The organism is Acidimicrobiales bacterium (assembly GCA_035316325.1).
In the GTDB taxonomy this organism is placed as follows: Bacteria; Actinomycetota; Acidimicrobiia; order Acidimicrobiales; family VFJN01; genus DASXTK01.
Window position 1 is genome coordinate 40,150 of sequence record DATHJB010000043.1, and the last position, 16,793, is coordinate 56,942.

Sequence of the window (16,793 nt, forward strand, 5' to 3'; positions counted from 1 at the left end):
CGTCGAGCTGTTCGTCAATCCATGATTGACGCATGGACGTCAGGAACCTCATCGCCGAGGTCGAGCGGGGCGCCACCAGCGACGAGCCGCTCGACCGATTGACCGCCGCCGTCACCCGCCACCGCGAGCTGACCGATCAGGCCGACCAGCTGCTCGACCACTTCGTCATCGCCGCCCGCGAGACCGGTTGCTCGTGGGCGCAGGTGGGCGAGGTGCTGGGCGTCACCAAGCAGGCCGCCCAGCAGCGGCACGGTCGCTGGCGGCTGCCCCGCGAGCTGCTGCGGGGCGTGCTCGGCAAGCGGCCGGGCCTGTTCCAGCGCTTCACCCCGCGGTCGCGCGCCGCCGTGGTCGACGGCGTGGAGGCGGCCCGCCAGCTGGGGCACGTCTCCATCGGTACCGAGCACGTGCTGGTGGGGATCCTCGGTCAGCCCGACAGCGTCGGCGCCAAGGTGCTGGCCCGGTGGGGGCTCACCCGCGACGGTGTGTTCGCCGACGTGGCCGAGCGGCTCGGGCGCAACGAGCCCGCGACCAGCCGTCGGCACATCCCGTTCAGCCCCCACGCCAAGAAGGCCCTCGAGCTGGCCCTGCGGGAGAGCATCAGCCTCGGCCACAACCACATCGGGACCGAGCACGTGCTGCTGGGCCTGATCCGCGTCGACGACGGGGCGGCCGCCATCCTCCGCGACCACGGCGTCAAGCTCGGCGACGCCCGCACCGCTGTCGTCGAGGAGCTGGCCGCAGCCGAGGCCGACGACTCCGACCCGGTCCACTCAGGCGAGTGACGCTCAGCGGCTGTAGCCGGCCACCGGGAGGGCGGGGGCGCCCTCCACCAGGAGGGTGAGCGGGAGGTGGACGACCGCCGTGATGCCGCCGCCCTGGGAGGCGTAGAGGGTGACGCCGATGCCGTGGCGGGCGGCGAGGTGGCCGGCGACGTAGTGGCCGAGGTACTTCGACGGGGCGATCGTGAACGACTCGGCGCCGGCGAGGCGGCGGTTGGCCCGGTCGATCTCCTCGGTCCGCATGCCCAGGCCGGCGTCGATCACGGCGAGGGTGTAGCCGCCGCCCTCGACGTCGGAGCGGCGCCCGCCGCGCACCTCGACGGCCTGGTCGGGCGGTGAGTAGATCAGGGCGTTGTCGATCAGCTCGGCCAGCAGGTGGGCCAGGTCGGCGGCCGCGACGCCCAGGATCATGGCGGGTTCGACGCCGCGGTCGACCACCCGCTGGTAGTCCTCGACCTCGCCCAGCGCGGCGCGGATGACGTCGTTGACCCGCACCGGCCCCGACCACGTCCGGGGCGGATCCACGCCCGCCAGTAGCAGCAGCGACTCGGCGTTGCGGCGCATGCGGGTGGCGAGGTGGTCCAGGCGGAAGAGGTTCGACAGGATCTCGGGGTCGGTCTCGTTGGCCTCGAGCTCGGTGATGAAGTTGAGCTGCCGGGACAGCAGGTGCTGGTTGCGCCGGCCCAGGTTGACGAACGAGTCGGAGATGTTGCGGCGCAGCACGGCCTGCTCCACGGCCAGGCTGAGCGCCGAGTCCTGCACGGTGTTGAGCGCGCTGGCCACGTCCGCGACCTCGTCCTTGGTCTCCACCTGGACGGACTCCACCGCCGGCACGCTCACGTCGTCGCCCAGCGGTGTGTCCAGGATCCCGACGACCGCCTCGGGGAGCCGGTGGTTGGCCATGTCGGTGGCCTGCCGGGTGAGCGCCCGCAGCGGTCCCGTGATCGACCGGGACACCACGTAGGTGGCGATCGCGGCCGCGACCACCGCGACGGCGGCCAGGATGCGGAAGAGGTTGACGCGCCGTTCGGCGGTCGACTTGATGTCGTCGGCCTCGGTGAGGAGCTGCGCGGAGAACTCGTCGCGCAGGCCGTTGTAGGAGTCCTCGACGGGGATGTTGGCCACGTCGAGCACGTGGGTGATGTCGACGTTCCCGGCGACCGCGGCGTCGACCACCTCCTGGACCTCCACGCCGAAGCTCTCCGGCACCCCGTTGGCGGCGATGCGGCGGTAGGGATCCGTGGCCTCCGCGATGGCCGTCTCGTTGCGGCGGGCCTCGGCGGCGTACCCGGAGATCAGGCGGATGTCGTGACGGTCGACGCCCCGGTTCAGCTCGCCCTGGATGGTCCCCCGGATCACGAGGGCGATCGTCTCGACCTGCCGCGAGGCGAGGTCGATCAGCTCGACGCCCTTGCGGAGGGTCGGGTCGTCGATGGCGAGGGCCAGGCGGCTGTTGCCGTCGTGGAACGGCGTGATGAGCGCGGCGTAGCGCTCGAACACCTGGTCCGCGAACAGGTTGTTGCCGTCGAGGGTGCGGGGCTCGTCGTTGGCGTCGATCTCCTGGCGGAGGGCGACGAGCTTCCCGAGCTGCTCGAGCGCGGGTCCGTAGGCGTCGGCCACGGCGCCGCCCTTGCTGGCCACCTCCCGCTGGAACTCGGCGATGGCCCCGTCGGTGTTCGCCCGGGTCTCCTCGTAGCCGGTGACCGGCATGGTGACCGTGGCCTGCTGCCCGATCAGCTCGACGACGGCCCAGGTGCGCTCGTCCTGGAGCCCGGTCATGAGCCCGGCCGGACCGACCGCGGCCGTGGCCATGTCGGTCTCCTCCCGGATCTCGGCGGCCCGCCCGGAGGTGCTCACGACCTCCACGAGGATGACGCCGAGCAGGCACAGGAGCGGTGCCGCGAGGGCACCGAGGAGTTTGAAACGGATAGGTATGCGGCGCACGGTGACCCCCAGCCTCAAAATGCCCCACTGCATTCAAAAGGCGCGCTGATCTGGGACTTTAGCGGCCTTCGATGGGTCGTTCGCGATGACGAACCGAGGGTGAGGAGACGGCTACGGGGAGCGTCCGGGGACCCGCGTGGGCGCCACGGTTTGGAAGACTGCGGCGGTGATCGAGGGGAGGGGCCGGGTCGCGATCGGCAGCGTCGTGGTCGTCGTGCTGGTGTCGGTAGCGGCGTGTTCGGTGCTCGACGACGGTGGGTCGGGCGCGGCGCGGTCGGTGGCGGCGCTGCGGGTGCCCGCGACCACGGTGACGACGTCCACCGCGACCACCCTCGCCGCCACCACGACGACGCTGCCGCCGACCACCGCGACACCCTTGACCACGGCAGCGCCGCCGCCGGCCGACTGCCGCGACGTCCCCGCCGACAGCCACTGGCACGCCCGGGTCGACGGACTGCCGGTGCACCCTCGCAGCGGCGACTACGTGGCCAGCATCGGTGCCGGCAGCGGCGTGAAGGCCGACTTCGGGGCGGGCCTCTGGGAGGGCGGGCCGATCGGCATCCCCGTCACCGAGGCGGCAGCGGGGCAGGCCGAGGTGCCGGTGTCGTTCGAGTACGCCGACGAGAGCGACCCGGGCCCCTACGCCATCCCGCCCGACGCCCCGGTGGAGGGCGGCCCCGACGCCGACGGCGACCGGCACGTGCTGGTGGTCGACCCGGGCCGGTGTCGCCTCTACGAGCTGTACGCCGCCCACCCGAACGCCGACGGCTCGTGGCGGGCGGGGTCGGGCGCCGTCTACGACCTGCGCTCGCACGACCTGCGGCCCGCGGGCTGGACGTCGGCCGACGCCGCCGGGCTGCCGATCGCCCCCGGCCTGGTCCGCTACGACGAGGTGGCGGCGGGCCGGATCGACCACGCCATCCGGGTGACCGTGCCCTCCAGCCAGGACGCCTACGTCTGGCCGGCCCGCCACGCCGCGTCCGACAGCACCGACCCGGCGCTCCCGCCGATGGGCCTGCGGTTGCGCCTGCGGGCCGACGTCGACCTGTCGGGGCTGGCTCCGCAAGCCCGGGTGGTCGCCGAGGCGATGCGGGACCACGGCGTGATCGTCGCCGACAACGGGTCGGCCTGGTACCTCGGTGGCGTGCCCGACGACCGCTGGGACAACGACGCCCTCCAGACCCTCGGCTCGCTCACCGGCGCCGACTTCGAGGCCGTCGACTCGGCACCCCTGATGGTCGACCCCGATTCCGGCCGGGCGGGCCCTTGAGGGGTGACGCGGGTTGGGATTAATGTAAATCCTCGTTTACACATTTGAGCGTTCACGGGGGTGGCGATGGCGTCGACGACGATCGTGCCGGCGACACTGGTCGAGGCGTTCCGCCGTGACGGCTACGTGGTGGTGCCCGACCTGCTGTCCCACGACGAGCTCGACCGCTACGCCGTCGAGGTCACCCGGGCGGTGGCGGCGCGCAAGGCGGGCGACGGGCGGGCGCTGGAGGAGAAGTCCCGCTACGAGCAGTCGTTCGTGCAGTGCCAGAACCTGTGGGAGGACTGGCCGACGGTCCGGCCCCTCACGTTCCACCCCCGGCTCGCCCAGGTGGCGGCCGAGCTGCTGGGCGCCGAGGGGGTGCGGCTGTGGCACGACCAGGCCCTCTACAAGGAGCCGCACGGCCGGGAGACCGACGCCCACCAGGACCAGCCCTACTGGCCGATCGAGGAACCGCTCACGGCGACGGCGTGGATCCCGTTCGAGGGGTCGACCCTGCGGTCGGGGGCGATGGGGTACGTGCCGGGGTCGCACCGGATCGGGCTCCGGCGGTTCGTGGACATCTTCACCGGGGAGCCCGACGACCTGCTCGCGGAGCCGTCGCTGCAGGGGCGGGAGCCGGTGTTCGTCGAGGTGCCGAAGGGCTCGGTGGCCTTCCACCACGGCCTGACCGCCCACCTGGCCCGGCCCAACGCGACCGACCGGCCGCGGGCGGTGCACACGGTGATCTACCTGGCCGACGGCTGCCACCGCTCGTCGGGCCGGCAGCGGCACCCGGCGGTCGACCGGCCCGGCATCCCGCCCGGCGGCCTCATCGCCAGCGGTGTCACCCCGATCGCCTGGCCCCGCCCTGCGGGTGACCTCCCACCCCGCCCGTCCGAGCCCTGGCCGTCGACGGCCCACGTCCGGTCGGGCGTCACCCCGACCACCGAGTCGCCCGAGTCGTCGGGCGAGACCGAGGCTCCGGGCGGGACCGAGGCGCCGGGCGGGACCGAGGCGCCGAGGCCGTCGGGGGCGGGTTGACGGCGTGGCCGGGATCAAGGGCCAGGTGCAGCGGCGGGGGGTCGTCCGGCGGGAGGCGATCCTGCGGGCCGCGGCCGAGGTGTTCGCCCGCCAGGGCTACCGGGGCGGGTCGCTGGCGCTGATCGGCGAGCGGGTCGGGTTGACGCCGGCGGGAGTGCTGCGGCACTTCAAGTCGAAGGAGGCGCTGCTGCTCGCCGTCATCGCCGACCGCGATCAGCGGGCCTCGGCGATCGCCGCCGAGCTGGCCCCGCTGCCGGCGCTCGACGCCATCCGGGGAATCGTCCGCTACGCCGAGCTGTCGGAGTCGGAGCCCGGGATCGCTGCGCTCTACACGGTCCTCCAGTCGGAGCACCTCGAGGCGGAGGGCGAGGTGCGGCGGTTCTTCCTCGACCGCAACCGCCTGATCCGCGACGCCGTCGCCCAGTCGCTCGCCCGGGGCCGACGGGAGGGCGTCGTCCGCCCCGACGTCGACCCCGCCCGGGTGGCGACCGAGCTGGTCGCCTTCATGGAGGGCGCCTCGCTCGTCTGGCTCCTCGACCGCACCCAGTCCCTGGTCGACATGTACCGCCACTACCTCACCCGCCTGGCCACCGACCTCCACCCCGGGTCGTGACCGGCGACCACTTGACAGCCGCCCATCGGTCAGTCTCTACTAACGGTTCGTGGAGACTTACCAAGATGAGGACGGCCTAGGGGCCCTCGGTGACCGGACCAGACGGGCGATCGTCCTGCTCCTGGCCGAACGACCCCAAGCGGTCGGCGAGCTCGCCGCCGAGCTCCCCGTCAGCCGCCCCGCCGTGTCCCAGCACCTCAAGGTGCTCAAGGACGCCGGTCTCGTCGACGAGGAACCGATCGGCACCCGACGGGTCTACCACCTCAACGCCGCAGGTCTCCTCGCGCTCCGCGACCAGCTCGACACCTTCTGGAACCGGGCACTCAACGCGTACCAGGACATCACCGAACAACCAGCAGAGGAGACCCCATGAGCCTTGCCGACGACACCATCGTCCGCCACGAGATCGTCGTCGACGCGCCGATCGACCATGCGTTCTCGACCTTCGTCGAGCGCTTCGGGGACTTCAAGCCACCCGAGCACAACCTCCTCGGTTCCCCGATCGCCCGGACGACCTTCGACCCCCACGTCGGCGGAAACATCTACGACGTCGCCGAGGACGGCTCCGAGTGCCGTTGGGCCCGCATCCTCGCCTACGACCCCCCGCACCGGGTCGTGTTCAGCTGGGACATCAGCCCGTACTGGCAGCTCCAGACCGATCCCGACCAGGCCAGCGAGGTCGAGGTCCGCTTCTCCACCGAAACGCCCGAACGCACCCGCGTCGAGCTCGTGCACCGCCACCTCGAGCGACACGGCCAAGGCTGGGAGGGCGTCCGCGACGGCGTCGACGGAGATGCCGGCTGGCCGCTCTACCTCTCGCGCTACGCCACCCTGCTCGACACAGCCACCTGAGGGGCGCCAGCTCGTCCGGCTGGTGGCGCCCTTCATGGCCCGGGCCGTCCGCTTCGGCCCTCGGGGGTCTCGCTCGCCGGGCGCGACCTTGGATCCGTGGGTTCTCCGGGTAGGGATGTCCATCTGGGCCGAGGCCCTTCGTAGTGAGGGAGAGCGGCGGGACACGCCCACCGCCCGACGAGGAGATCAGCGATGGCGAAGTACATGTTGGCGACCCACACCGTGGAGGGTGCCTCCCGCGAGCCGGTGACCGAGGCCGAGGCGCAGGCCGGCTGGCAGAAGCTCGGCGAGGTGGAGGAGGAGATGAAGGCGACCGGTGCCTGGTTCTTCTCGGGGCGCCTCCACGACCCCGACACCGCCACAGTCCTGCGGCGGGCCGGCGACGAAGTCGTGACCACCGACGGCCCCTTCGTCGAGTCCAAGGAGCACATCGCGGGCTTCTACATCATCGAGGCCCCCGATCTCGACGCCGCGCTCGGCTGGGGCTCGAAGGTGACCGTGTGCATCGGCGCGCCGATCGAGGTGCGTCCCTTCCTGGACACCGGGTCCTGACCGAGCCGGACGTGGACGAGGCCAGGGTCGGTCGGATCTTCCGTGAAGAGGCCGGGCGGTCGGTGGCCACGCTGGTACGGGCCTTCGGTGACATCGACCTGGCCGAGGACGCCGTCCAGGAGGCGTTCGCCGTCGCCCTGCAAAGGTGGCCGGCTGAGGGCCTACCGCCGAACCCGGGCGGGTGGATCACCACCACCGCCCGCCACCGGGCCATCGACCGGCTGCGCCGCGACGACCGCGGCCGGGAACTTCAGGAGCAGGCGGCGCTCGGCCGGTCCGAGGACGAGCCCGAGGCGACAGGTCCCGTGATCGACGATCGGCTCCGCCTCATCTTCACGTGCTGCCATCCCGCACTGTCGACCGAGGCCCGGATCGCGCTCACCTTGCGACTGCTCGGGGGCCTCAGCACCCGGGAGGTCGCTGCAGCCTTCCTGGTCCCGGAAGCCACCATGGCCAAGCGCCTGGTCCGAGCGAAGCACAAGATCAAAGCGGCCCGGATCCCCTACCGGGTGCCGACCGACCCCGAACTGGTCGATCGCCTCCCGCCCGTCCTCGCCGTCCTCTACCTCGTCTACAACGCCGGTGCCCCGGGCGCTCCCGGGGCCGACCTGCGCGGCGAGGCCATCCGGCTGACGCGCACCGTCGCCGCGCTGATGCCCGACGAGCCCGAGGTCGCCGGGCTGCTTGCCCTCCTGGTGCTCACCGAGGCACGGCAACCCGCCCGGGTCGACCACGACGGTTCACTTGTGGTGCTCAGGGACCAGGACCGCATCCTCTGGGACCACGCCCTCGTCGACGAGGGCCACGCCCTGGTCCGGGCCTGCGCCCGCCGAGACCGGCCGGGGCCCTACCAGCTCCAGGCCGCGATCGGTGATGTCCACAGCCAGGCGGCCTCGATCGAAGCAACGGACTGGCCCCAGATCCTCGCCCTCTACGACCACCTGCTCCGCTTGTCCCCGACACCGGTCGTGGCCCTCAACCGCGCCATCGCCTACGGCGAGGTCCATGGCCCGGCCCCCGCCCTCGCTCTCGTCGACCGGCTCGACCTCGACACCTACTACCTCTTCCACGCCACACGCGCCGACCTCCTCCGGCGCCTCGCCCGCCCGGCCGACGCCGTCCGGGCCTACCAGACCGCCGCCGACCTGGCGCCCAGCCCGGCCGAGCGCACCTTCCTCGAAGGCCGCGCCGAACGACTTGCTCCTTGATCGGACCGGCGTACCGGCAACCTCGTCGTAAGCTCTCCGAGCCACGAGTCGACGTCGCCGCTAGCGGTGGGGGCGGGGGTGGGCGGGGGGCGGGATCCAGCGGGGGTCGACGTCGTCGTCGGGTTCGAGGGGGCGCATCGCCAGGTCGACGGCGCTCCACAGGGTCTTCGAGAACGGGTAGAAGACCAGCGGGACGACGACGGCGACCGTCACCGTGACCGCGATCAGGGGCCCGACGGCGATGTCCGGGTAGGTGATGATCAGGCCGGCCGTCATCGTGACGAACAGGGCACCGAAGCTGACGATCGTGTTCATGCCCAGGGCGCCCATCCAGTGGCCCTCGATCCGCTGCTCCAGCGGGAAGTCGCAGCGGGGGCAGCGCTCCCGGATCGTGAACCAGCGCTGGAACAGGCCCGACGCCCCGCACACCGGGCACCGCCGGGTGAGCCCCCGCCCCAGCAGCCGGGGCACCGTCAGCGGGGCCAGCCGGCCGGGTTCGTCGTCCACGGGCCCAGCATGCCGGACGCGGCCGCGGCGACCTAGCGTCTCCGGGCATGGGGGAACTGCACTTCCGATCGGCCAGCGAGCTGTGTGCGTTGCTGGCGAAGGGCGAGGTGTCCAGCGTCGAGCTGCTGGACCACTTCCTGCGCCGGGTCGAGTCGGCCGACCTGGGCGGGCGGGTCAACGCCGTCGTCGCCCTCGACGTCGACCGCGCCCGGCAGCGAGCCGAAGATGCCGACGCCGCCCGCGCCCGGGGCGAGAGCTGGGGGCCGCTGCACGGGCTGCCGATGACCGTCAAGGACACCTTCGAGACCAAGGGCCTGGTCACCACGTCCGGGGCGCCCGAGCTGCGCGACCACGTGCCCGACGCCGACGCCACCTCGGTCGCCCGGCTCAAGGCGGCGGGCGCGGTCGTGTTCGGGAAGACCAACACGCCCCTCTACGCCGGCGACCTGCAGACCTACAACGACGTCTACGGGCGGACCGACAACCCGTGGGCACTCGACCGCACGGCGGGCGGGTCGTCGGGCGGCCCGGCCGCGGCGCTGGCCGCCGGACTCACGGGGTTCGAGCTGGGCAGCGACATCGGCGGCTCCATCCGCAACCCGGCCCACTTCTGCGGGGTCTTCGGCCTCAAGACGACCTGGGGCATCATCCCGGCCCGGGGTCACATCCCGGGCCCGCCGGGCTCGCTCGGCACCCCGGACGTGGGCGTCTTCGGCCCGATGGGGCGCAGCGCCGCCGACCTGGCCCTCGGCCTCGACGTGCTGGCGGGGCCCGACGAGCGCGACGGCGTCGGCTGGCGGCTGGAGCTGCCGGCACCCCGCAACGGGGGAGCGCTCGCCGGCCTGCGGGTGGCGACCTGGTTCGACGACCCGTTCGTCCCGCTGGCGGCCGACGTCCGGGCCTGCCTCGACGAGGCGGCCGCGGCGCTGGCCGACGGGGGCGCCACGGTGGTCGCCCTCGACACGCCGCCCGTCGGGCTCGGTGACCTCACCCGCTCGTGGGAGAGCCTGGTGCTCCCCCTGACCTTCGCCGGTCTGCCCGACGAGACGTTCGCCGGGTTCGCCGCCGCGGCCGACAGCACGCCGACGACCGGTCCCGGAGCCGACGAGCCGGCGATCCGGGCGCTGCGCGCCATCACCCGGCGCCACCGGGACTGGCTGCGGGCCGACGAGCGGCGCCAGCACCACCGCGCCGCCTTCGCCCGGCTGTTCCGGGACCACGACGTGCTGCTCGCCCCGGTCATGACCACCGCCGCCTTCCCGCACGACACCGAGCGCGAGATCATCGCCCGCACGCTCGACGTCGACGGCACGACCCGCTCCTACATGGACGGCATCGCCTGGAACGGCGGTATCGGCACGCTGCTGGTGCCGGTCGCCGTGCCGCCGGCCGGCCGGACGCCGCAGGGGCTGCCCGTGGGCGTCCAGGTGGTGGCCGGCCATCTGGAGGACCGGACGGCGATCGCCGTCGCGGGCCACCTGGAGGATCTGCTCGGCGGCTTCACCCCGCCGCCGGACTTCGCCTGAGCCCACGTTGCGGCGTCGACGCACCGAAACGGTCGCTCCGGGCCGCAACGACGGCGACGTTCCGTCAGGGCGTCACGTGACGGGCTCGACGCTCACGACGGCGCTGTAGGCGGGCACCTTCGAGCCCGGCTCGCGGTGCTCGGCGCCGGTCGGGATCAGCACGTTGCCCTCCGGCCAGTGGACCTGCAGCGAGCGGGCGGGGAGGCGCACCAGCTTGGCGGTGCCCTCGAAGGTGCCGGTGTCCGACGTCAGGCGCACCCGGTCGCCGTCGGCGAGGCCCAGGTCGGCAGCGTCGGCGTGGTCGACGAACACGGCATCGCGGACCGCGCCCGTCAGCGGGTCGACCGCGGCGTGGACCATCGAGTTGAACTGCTTGCCCCGGCGGGTGGTCACCAGGAACCGGCCGTCGGGCAGGTCGGGCTCGACCGGGGTCAGCACGGAGAAGTGGCCTCGGCCATCGGGCGTGGGGAAGGCGCCGTCGGCGCACAGGTGCCGGCCGCCCCACTGCACCTGGTCACCGGGCTCGGCGAGGGTCTCGATGCCGGCGTAGAACGGCACGACGTCGGCGATCTCGGCCCGCAGGTCGCGGTTGGTGGGCCAGGCGAAGCGGTCGGCGAGGTCGGGCCGGGTACGGGCGGCGACCTCGGCGAACAGGCGCCACTCGCTGCGGGCCTCGCCCACCCGGCGGGGGATCTCGGGGCTGAAGATGATGCGGCGCTCGGTGGTGGTCTCGGTGCCGCCGCCCTCCTGCTCGTAGCGGGTGGCGACCGGCAGGAGCAGCACGTCGTCGCCGTCGACCAGCATCTGGCTGCTCAGCACCACGTCCTGGTGGACCCGCAGGGGAACGTTGGCCAGCGCGGCCTCGACCCGGGGCGGGTCGGGCAGCACGTCGAGGAAGTTGCCGCCCGACATCCACAGCACGTCGAGGTCGCCCCGCTCGGCGGCGTCGACCATCTCGGGGGCGGTGAGGCCCGGAGCCGGAGGGACGGGGAAGCCCCACTGCTCGGCCAGCGCCGCGGCGTGCACGTCGTCGACCGGCAGGCCGCCCGGGAGAGCCGTGGCGTAGGCACCCATCTCGGCGCCGCCCTGCACGCCCGAGTGGCCCCGGATGGGCATGAGGCCCGCGCCGTCCCGGCCCACGTCGCCCCGGGCGAGGGCCAGGTTGACGATGGCCTGCACGCCGGCGACCGAGTCGCGGTGCTGGGTGATGCCCATCGACCAGAGGTGGATGGCGGCGCCGGCCTTCATGAGCTCGTCGACGAAGGCGTCGACGGTGGGGCGGTCGACGCCGGCGAGACGCAGGAGGTCGTCGAGGTCCTGCCCGTCGAGATCCTGCCGCAGCGCCGCGAAGCCCTCGGTGTGCTCGGCGACGAACCGCTCGTCGATCCCGCCCCGCTCGACCAGCAGCTTGAGCGCCGCGTTGGCCAGGGCGACGTCGCCGCCGGGGCGGACCGGCACGTGCAGGTCGCTCATCTTCGTGCCGAAGACCGCCGACTCGACGTTGGACGGCACCCAGTAGCGCTCGAGCCCGGGCTCCAGGTAGGGGTTGACCACGACCACCCGGCAGCCCCGGCGACGGGCCAGGTAGAGGTACTTCATGAACACCGGCTGGTTGTTGGCCGGGTTGGCGCCCCACAGGACCACCAGGTCGCTCTCGATCACGTCCTGGTAGGAGCAGGTGGTGGCGGCCACGCCGATGGTCGCCTTGAGGCCGAGGGTCGAGGGGGCGTGGCAGACGCGGGCGGCCGAGTCGACGCCGGCGATCCCCAGCGCCCGGGCCGCCTTGCCGGCGACGTAGTAGGTCTCGTTGGTGATGCCCCGGCTGGTCAGGTAGAGGGCGACGCGGTCGGGCTCCGCGGTGCCGAGGGCCGAGGTGAGGGCGTCGAGGGCCTCGTCCCAGGTGACGCGGCGGAACCCGGGCTCGCCGCGGCGGCGTCGCATGGGGTGGGCCAGGCGGCCGAGGCGGCGGAGCTGGCTGCCGGTCTTGGTGCGGAGGGGGCCGACGTCGGCCAGGAGCGCCGGGTCGAACGGGTCGGCGGTGTTGAGCTTCAGGAGCTGCAGGCGGGTGGAGCAGAGGTGGACGCCGTCGAGGGTCCAGTCGTGCAGCCCGGTGACGCCCAGTGCGCAGCCGTCGCAGGCGCCCCGGTTCAGGACCTTCAACGCGTAGACGGGGTGCTTGCGGTTGTCCCACGCCGTCTTGGCCATCTCGCGGTAGTGGTGGGGCTTCTGCTCGCCGACGCCGTTGGGCCGCCAGCCCGCCCACAGCCGGGGGTTCCAGCCGGTGAACTGCTCGCGGAGGCTCACGTCAGCCGACCCCCGCGCCCGAGTAGACGTTGAGCCGGCCGTCGCGGGCGAAGCCGCACAGGGTCATCTCGGCCAGGCGGGCGGCGCTCACGGCGAGCGACGACGGGGCGCTGACCGCCACCACCGTCGCGACGCCGGCGGCCCAGGCCTTCTGCACGATCTCGAAGCTGGCCCGGCCGCTCACCCACAGGCCCAGGCCGGTGGCGGGGAGGCGGCCGTCGAGCAGCAGGCGCCCGACCACCTTGTCGACGGCGTTGTGGCGACCGATGTCCTCCCTGGTGACCAGGGGTTCGCCGTCGGGGGCGAACAGCATGGCGGCGTGGACGGCGCCGGTGGCGTCGAACAGCTCCTGCGACTTGGCGGCCCGGGATGCGAGGTCGGCGAGGACGTCGAGCGGTGGGGGCTCGCTCGGCGGGAGGGGCCGCAGGCGGTCGCGCAGCTCGTCGATGGCGGTGGTGCCGCACATCCCGCACGCCGAGGTGGTGGCGGTGAGGCGGGGCGTCGGTGTCGGGGCGAGGCCGCCGGTCTCGACGGTGACGACGTTGAAGTCGCTCTCTATCGCCGCCCCGGTGCCGCAGTAGCGGCAGCCTCGGACGGGCGCGCCGGCCAGGAGCCCTTCGGTGTGGCAGAAGCCGGCGGCCAGCTCGAAGTCGTGGCCGGGGGTGCGCATGGTGGTGGCGACCAGCACGCCGTCGAGGTGGATCTCCAGCGGCTCCTCGACGATCAGCTCGTCCGGCCGCTGGCTGGACGTCCGCCCGTCGAAGTGCCGCGTGAGCACCTTCATCGTCCGACCGCGCGACATGTCCCGGAGGGTAACGGGGCGACGAACCCGTGGTGTCCACGTCGTCGCCGGGTCCACTACTCATCGCGCTGGCGGCGGCACGGGTCGACCCCGGGACGAGTAGGGTCGGGTTTGCAAGTGGGGTGCCCGAACCTGGGGGGCGGGAACATGACCGAAGTCGCCGGTGCGTTGCGCGCTCGCCCCGCCACGTACGCGGGCCTGTTCGTCGTGACGCTGACCACGCTCATGTACGAGATCGTGCTGACGCGGATCTTCAGCGTGACGATGTGGTACCACTTCGCATTCGTCGCGATCTCGGTCGCGCTGTTCGGCATGACGGTGGGCGCGTTGATCGTGCACCTGCGGCCCGCCATGTTCCCCGACGAGGCGGTCAAGCGGCAGATGCACCGCTTCTCGCTGTTCTTCTCCGTGTCGATCGTGGTGGCGTTCCTGACCCAGCTCGCGGTCCCCTTCGTTCCCCGCCTGACCGCGGTCGGCCTGTGGTCGGTCCTGCTCACGTGCGTCGTCATCTCGGTCCCGTTCGTCTGCAGCGGGGTGGTCGTGTGCCTGGCGCTGACGAGGTTCCCGAGCCGGGTGAACCGCCTCTACGCCACCGACCTGGTCGGTGCGGGGCTGGGCTGTGTGTTGCTGGTGGTCGCCTTCAACTGGCTCGACGGTCCGAGCCTGGTCGTGGGTGTGGCCGCCCTCGCGAGCGTCGCCGCGCTCGCCTTCGCCGTCGACGCCGGCGTCCGCGGCGGCAAGATCGTGTCGGTCGCCGTCCTCGCGACGTTCGCGGTCGTGTCGGTCGGCAACAACATCCGCCACGACGACGGCAAGCCGTTCATCCGCGTGCTGTGGACCAAGGAGGTGCAGGATCCTCTGCACGTCCAGGATCGCTGGAACGCCTTCTCACGGGTCACTGTCGACGGCGACATGAACCGGGCCGGGCCGCCCGCGGGCTGGGGCCTCAGCACGACTCTCGATCCGAGCATCACGGTGCCGCAGCTCACGCTCACGATCGACTCGACGGCGGCCACGTCGATGACCGGGTACGACGGCGGCGCCGACGAGACCGATTTCCTGCGCTACGACGTGACCAACATCGGCTTCCACGCGCAGGACCGGGGCTGCGACGTCGCCACCATCGGCGTCGGGGGAGGCCGCGACGTCCTGTCGGCCCTCGAGTTCGGGTGCGACGACGTCACCGGGATCGAGATCAACGGCAACATCCTCGGCCTGCTCAACGACACCTACGGCGACTTCAGCGGGCACCTCGACGAGGACCCACGGGTCCACTTCGTCAACGACGAGGCTCGGAGCTGGCTTACCCGCACCGATCGTCGCTTCGACCAGATCCAGATCTCGATGATCGACACGTGGGCGGCCACGGCGGCGGGGGCGTTCTCGCTCAGCGAGAACTCGCTCTACACGACCGACGCCTGGGCGACCTTCTTCGACCGGCTCAGTCCCGGCGGCGTCCTGTCGGTGTCACGTTGGTACGAGGCCCCCGGTCGGGAGCCGCTCGAGATGCTGCGCACGACCGCGCTGGCGGCCCAGGCGCTGACCGAGCGGGGTGTCGAGAACCCGCGCGACCACATCCTGATCTACGCGGGCCCCCAGAACCTCGACGGGGTCAGCGTCGCGACGCTGCTGGTCAGCCCGGAGCCCTTTCCCGAGGCGACGATCGACGCCCTGACACGGACGGCCGACCGGATGGAGTTCCCGGTCGTCCTGACGCCCGACAGCGTGGGCGACTCCCGGTTCGCGGAGCTCGCGGTCGCCGGTGGACCGGAGGAGGCGATCGGGCGTTTCAAGCCCGACATCTCGGCGCCGACCGACGACCGGCCGTTCTTCTTCCAGATGGCGAGGCTCAGCACGTTCCTCGGCGGCGAGGGGTTCAGCGACGAGCAGGTGTACCGGTCCGTGGCCACCCTCGCGCTGCTGGCACTGGCCGTGCTGCTCCTGGCCGGAGTGTGCATCGGGGGCCCGCTGGTGCACATGGCCCGGGCGGAGGGCCGGCGGCGGGACCGGGCGATGCGGCCGTTCTACCTGTTCTTCGCCGGCATCGGGCTCGGGTTCATGTTCGTCGAGTTCAGCCAGCTCCAGCGGTTGTCGACCTTCCTGGGGCATCCCACCTACGCCCTGGGCGTGGTGCTGTTCACGGTGCTGCTGTTCGGCGGGGTGGGCAGCATGCTGGTCGAACGGGTGACCGACCCCCGGCGACCCCGGTCGTTGCTCCTGCCCCTGGCCGCGCTGTTGGGCCTGCTGGTGGTGTTCGGGGTGGCGACGCCGCAGGTCATCGACACCATGGACGGCGAGACGACGCCGGTGCGGATCCTCACCGCGGTGGCGATCCTGGCCCCGCTCGCGCTCCTGATGGGCATGCCGTTCTCGATCGGCATGCGGGCCGCGGGGCGCGTCACCGGTGCACCGACCGCGTTCCTGTGGGGCATCAACGGGGCGATGTCGGTGGTGGGATCGGTGATGGCGGCGCTGGTGTCGATCTTCTTCGGCATCACGGCCACGTTCGCCACCGGGTTCCTCACCTACGTCCTCGCGGCGGTCTCGCTGTGGACGATCGTGGGCACGCTGCGGGCGGGCACCGGCGCCGACGAGCCCGACGAACCGTTGGTGGCCCCCGCGGACCCGTCCGAGGTCCTCGCCGACGTCGCCCCAGCCGGCGGGTGAGCGGGAACGCCCCCTCGGCCGTCTCCTAGGGTGACCCCGTGGCGGACGACGAGGCGCAGGAACCCGACGTCCCGGCCGAGGACGACGACGAGCCCGCCGCGGAGGACGAGCCCGCCGACGGTGGCGATGGCGGTGGGGGATCGCGGCGGGGTTGGATCGTCGGGGGAGTCGCGGCGGTCGCGGTCGCCTGTCTCGTCGGGCTCGTCGTGGTGGTGCGGTCGGGCGACGACGACTCCGCGGAGCCGGGGACGACCACGACGACGGAGGCCGCCGACGACGAGGGGGACGTGACCACGCCGTCGTCGGAGCCACCGGCCGACGGGGAGGAGCCGGTGCCGGGCCCGGCCGGGCTCGTACCGGTGGATGGGGAGCCGTGGGAGCCGGCCGACGTGGGGATCGGCGGGAGCGCCCACGGCGAGACGTTCGTGTCGGAGCCGATCGGCGGCTGCGAGGGCGGCGCCACCCGCACCGTCACCTACGACCTCGGCGGCGGCTACACCCGCCTCGACGGCACCCTCGGCCTGGCCGACGACTCGGCGCCCGGCGTGACCGTCGAGATCCGCTTCTCGCTCGACGGCGCCGAGGTGTACTGGCGCTCCTTCGTCGTGGGTGAGGCCAGCCGCATCCAGCTCGACCTCACCGGCGCCCGGCAGCTCACCGTCACCGCCACCCGGGTCTTCGGCGGCGACACCGCCCCCGACGCCTGCGCCCGCGCCGCCCAGGCCGACCTCATGCTCACCTGAACG

15 protein-coding genes are annotated in these 16,793 nt (G+C 72.8%); 11 read left to right on the forward strand and 4 right to left on the reverse strand.

Translation table 11 applies throughout. The features are described 5' to 3' along the window. The first annotated feature begins 32 nt into the window (after window positions 1-32). Window positions 33-782: a Clp protease N-terminal domain-containing protein gene (locus VK611_06245; GenBank protein ID HMG40910.1), complete on the forward strand. Its 750-nt coding sequence runs from the start codon at window positions 33-35 to the stop codon at window positions 780-782. Between the two features lie 3 nt (window positions 783-785). Here VK611_06245 and VK611_06250 read toward each other — a convergent pair whose 3' ends face one another. Further along, the gene (locus VK611_06250) at window positions 786-2,723 is read right to left on the reverse strand and encodes a nitrate- and nitrite sensing domain-containing protein (protein ID HMG40911.1); all 1,938 of its coding nucleotides are present in this window, start codon (window positions 2,721-2,723) and stop codon (window positions 786-788) included. Between the two features lie 166 nt (window positions 2,724-2,889). On the opposite strand from VK611_06250, the gene VK611_06255 reads away from it, so the two are divergent. The 7 genes from VK611_06255 (at window position 2,890) to VK611_06285 (ending at window position 8,241) form a co-directional block, all read left to right on the forward strand. After that, window positions 2,890-3,993 (forward strand): hypothetical protein, encoded by a 1,104-nt coding sequence (locus VK611_06255; GenBank protein ID HMG40912.1) that lies wholly within the window; start codon window positions 2,890-2,892, stop codon window positions 3,991-3,993. 66 nt (window positions 3,994-4,059) lie between these two features. Next, window positions 4,060-5,016 (forward strand): phytanoyl-CoA dioxygenase family protein, encoded by a 957-nt coding sequence (locus VK611_06260; GenBank protein HMG40913.1) that lies wholly within the window; start codon window positions 4,060-4,062, stop codon window positions 5,014-5,016. A 4-nt stretch (window positions 5,017-5,020) separates the two neighbouring features. Further along, window positions 5,021-5,629 (forward strand): helix-turn-helix domain-containing protein, encoded by a 609-nt coding sequence (locus VK611_06265; GenBank protein ID HMG40914.1) that lies wholly within the window; start codon window positions 5,021-5,023, stop codon window positions 5,627-5,629. A 49-nt stretch (window positions 5,630-5,678) separates the two neighbouring features. Continuing rightward, window positions 5,679-6,002, forward strand: a complete 324-nt coding sequence (locus tag VK611_06270) for a metalloregulator ArsR/SmtB family transcription factor (protein HMG40915.1) — start codon at window positions 5,679-5,681, stop codon at window positions 6,000-6,002. Next, on the forward strand, window positions 5,999-6,481 hold the full coding sequence (locus tag VK611_06275) for an SRPBCC family protein (GenBank protein HMG40916.1): 483 nt from the start codon (window positions 5,999-6,001) through the stop codon (window positions 6,479-6,481). Before VK611_06270 ends, VK611_06275 begins: the two co-directional genes overlap by 4 nt. 192 nt (window positions 6,482-6,673) lie before the next feature. Further along, entirely contained in the window at window positions 6,674-7,033 is a 360-nt protein-coding gene (locus VK611_06280; GenBank protein ID HMG40917.1) for a YciI family protein, read from the forward strand. 11 nt (window positions 7,034-7,044) lie between these two features. Continuing rightward, window positions 7,045-8,241 carry a DUF6596 domain-containing protein gene (locus tag VK611_06285; protein HMG40918.1) on the forward strand — a complete coding sequence of 399 codons (1,197 nt, stop codon included), beginning with the start codon at window positions 7,045-7,047 and terminating at the stop codon, window positions 8,239-8,241. Window positions 8,242-8,301: 60 nt separating this feature from the next. On the opposite strand, the gene VK611_06290 is transcribed toward VK611_06285, so the two are convergent. Continuing rightward, window positions 8,302-8,748: a hypothetical protein gene (locus VK611_06290; protein ID HMG40919.1), complete on the reverse strand. Its 447-nt coding sequence runs from the start codon at window positions 8,746-8,748 to the stop codon at window positions 8,302-8,304. 47 nt (window positions 8,749-8,795) lie between these two features. Between VK611_06290 and VK611_06295 the strand changes: the two genes are divergently transcribed. Continuing rightward, the gene (locus tag VK611_06295; GenBank protein HMG40920.1) at window positions 8,796-10,274 is read left to right on the forward strand and encodes an amidase; all 1,479 of its coding nucleotides are present in this window, start codon (window positions 8,796-8,798) and stop codon (window positions 10,272-10,274) included. A gap of 72 nt (window positions 10,275-10,346) precedes the next feature. On the opposite strand, the gene VK611_06300 is transcribed toward VK611_06295, so the two are convergent. Next, window positions 10,347-12,578 (reverse strand): molybdopterin-dependent oxidoreductase, encoded by a 2,232-nt coding sequence (locus VK611_06300; protein ID HMG40921.1) that lies wholly within the window; start codon window positions 12,576-12,578, stop codon window positions 10,347-10,349. Window position 12,579: 1 nt separating this feature from the next. Then, window positions 12,580-13,380 carry a formate dehydrogenase accessory sulfurtransferase FdhD gene (fdhD, locus tag VK611_06305; GenBank protein HMG40922.1) on the reverse strand — a complete coding sequence of 267 codons (801 nt, stop codon included), beginning with the start codon at window positions 13,378-13,380 and terminating at the stop codon, window positions 12,580-12,582. Window positions 13,381-13,527: 147 nt separating this feature from the next. Here fdhD and VK611_06310 point away from each other — a divergent pair, with 147 nt between their 5' ends. Continuing rightward, on the forward strand, window positions 13,528-16,047 hold the full coding sequence (locus VK611_06310; GenBank protein HMG40923.1) for a hypothetical protein: 2,520 nt from the start codon (window positions 13,528-13,530) through the stop codon (window positions 16,045-16,047). A 38-nt stretch (window positions 16,048-16,085) separates the two neighbouring features. Next, window positions 16,086-16,790 (forward strand): NPCBM/NEW2 domain-containing protein, encoded by a 705-nt coding sequence (locus tag VK611_06315; GenBank protein ID HMG40924.1) that lies wholly within the window; start codon window positions 16,086-16,088, stop codon window positions 16,788-16,790. Window positions 16,791-16,793: the final 3 nt, after the last annotated feature.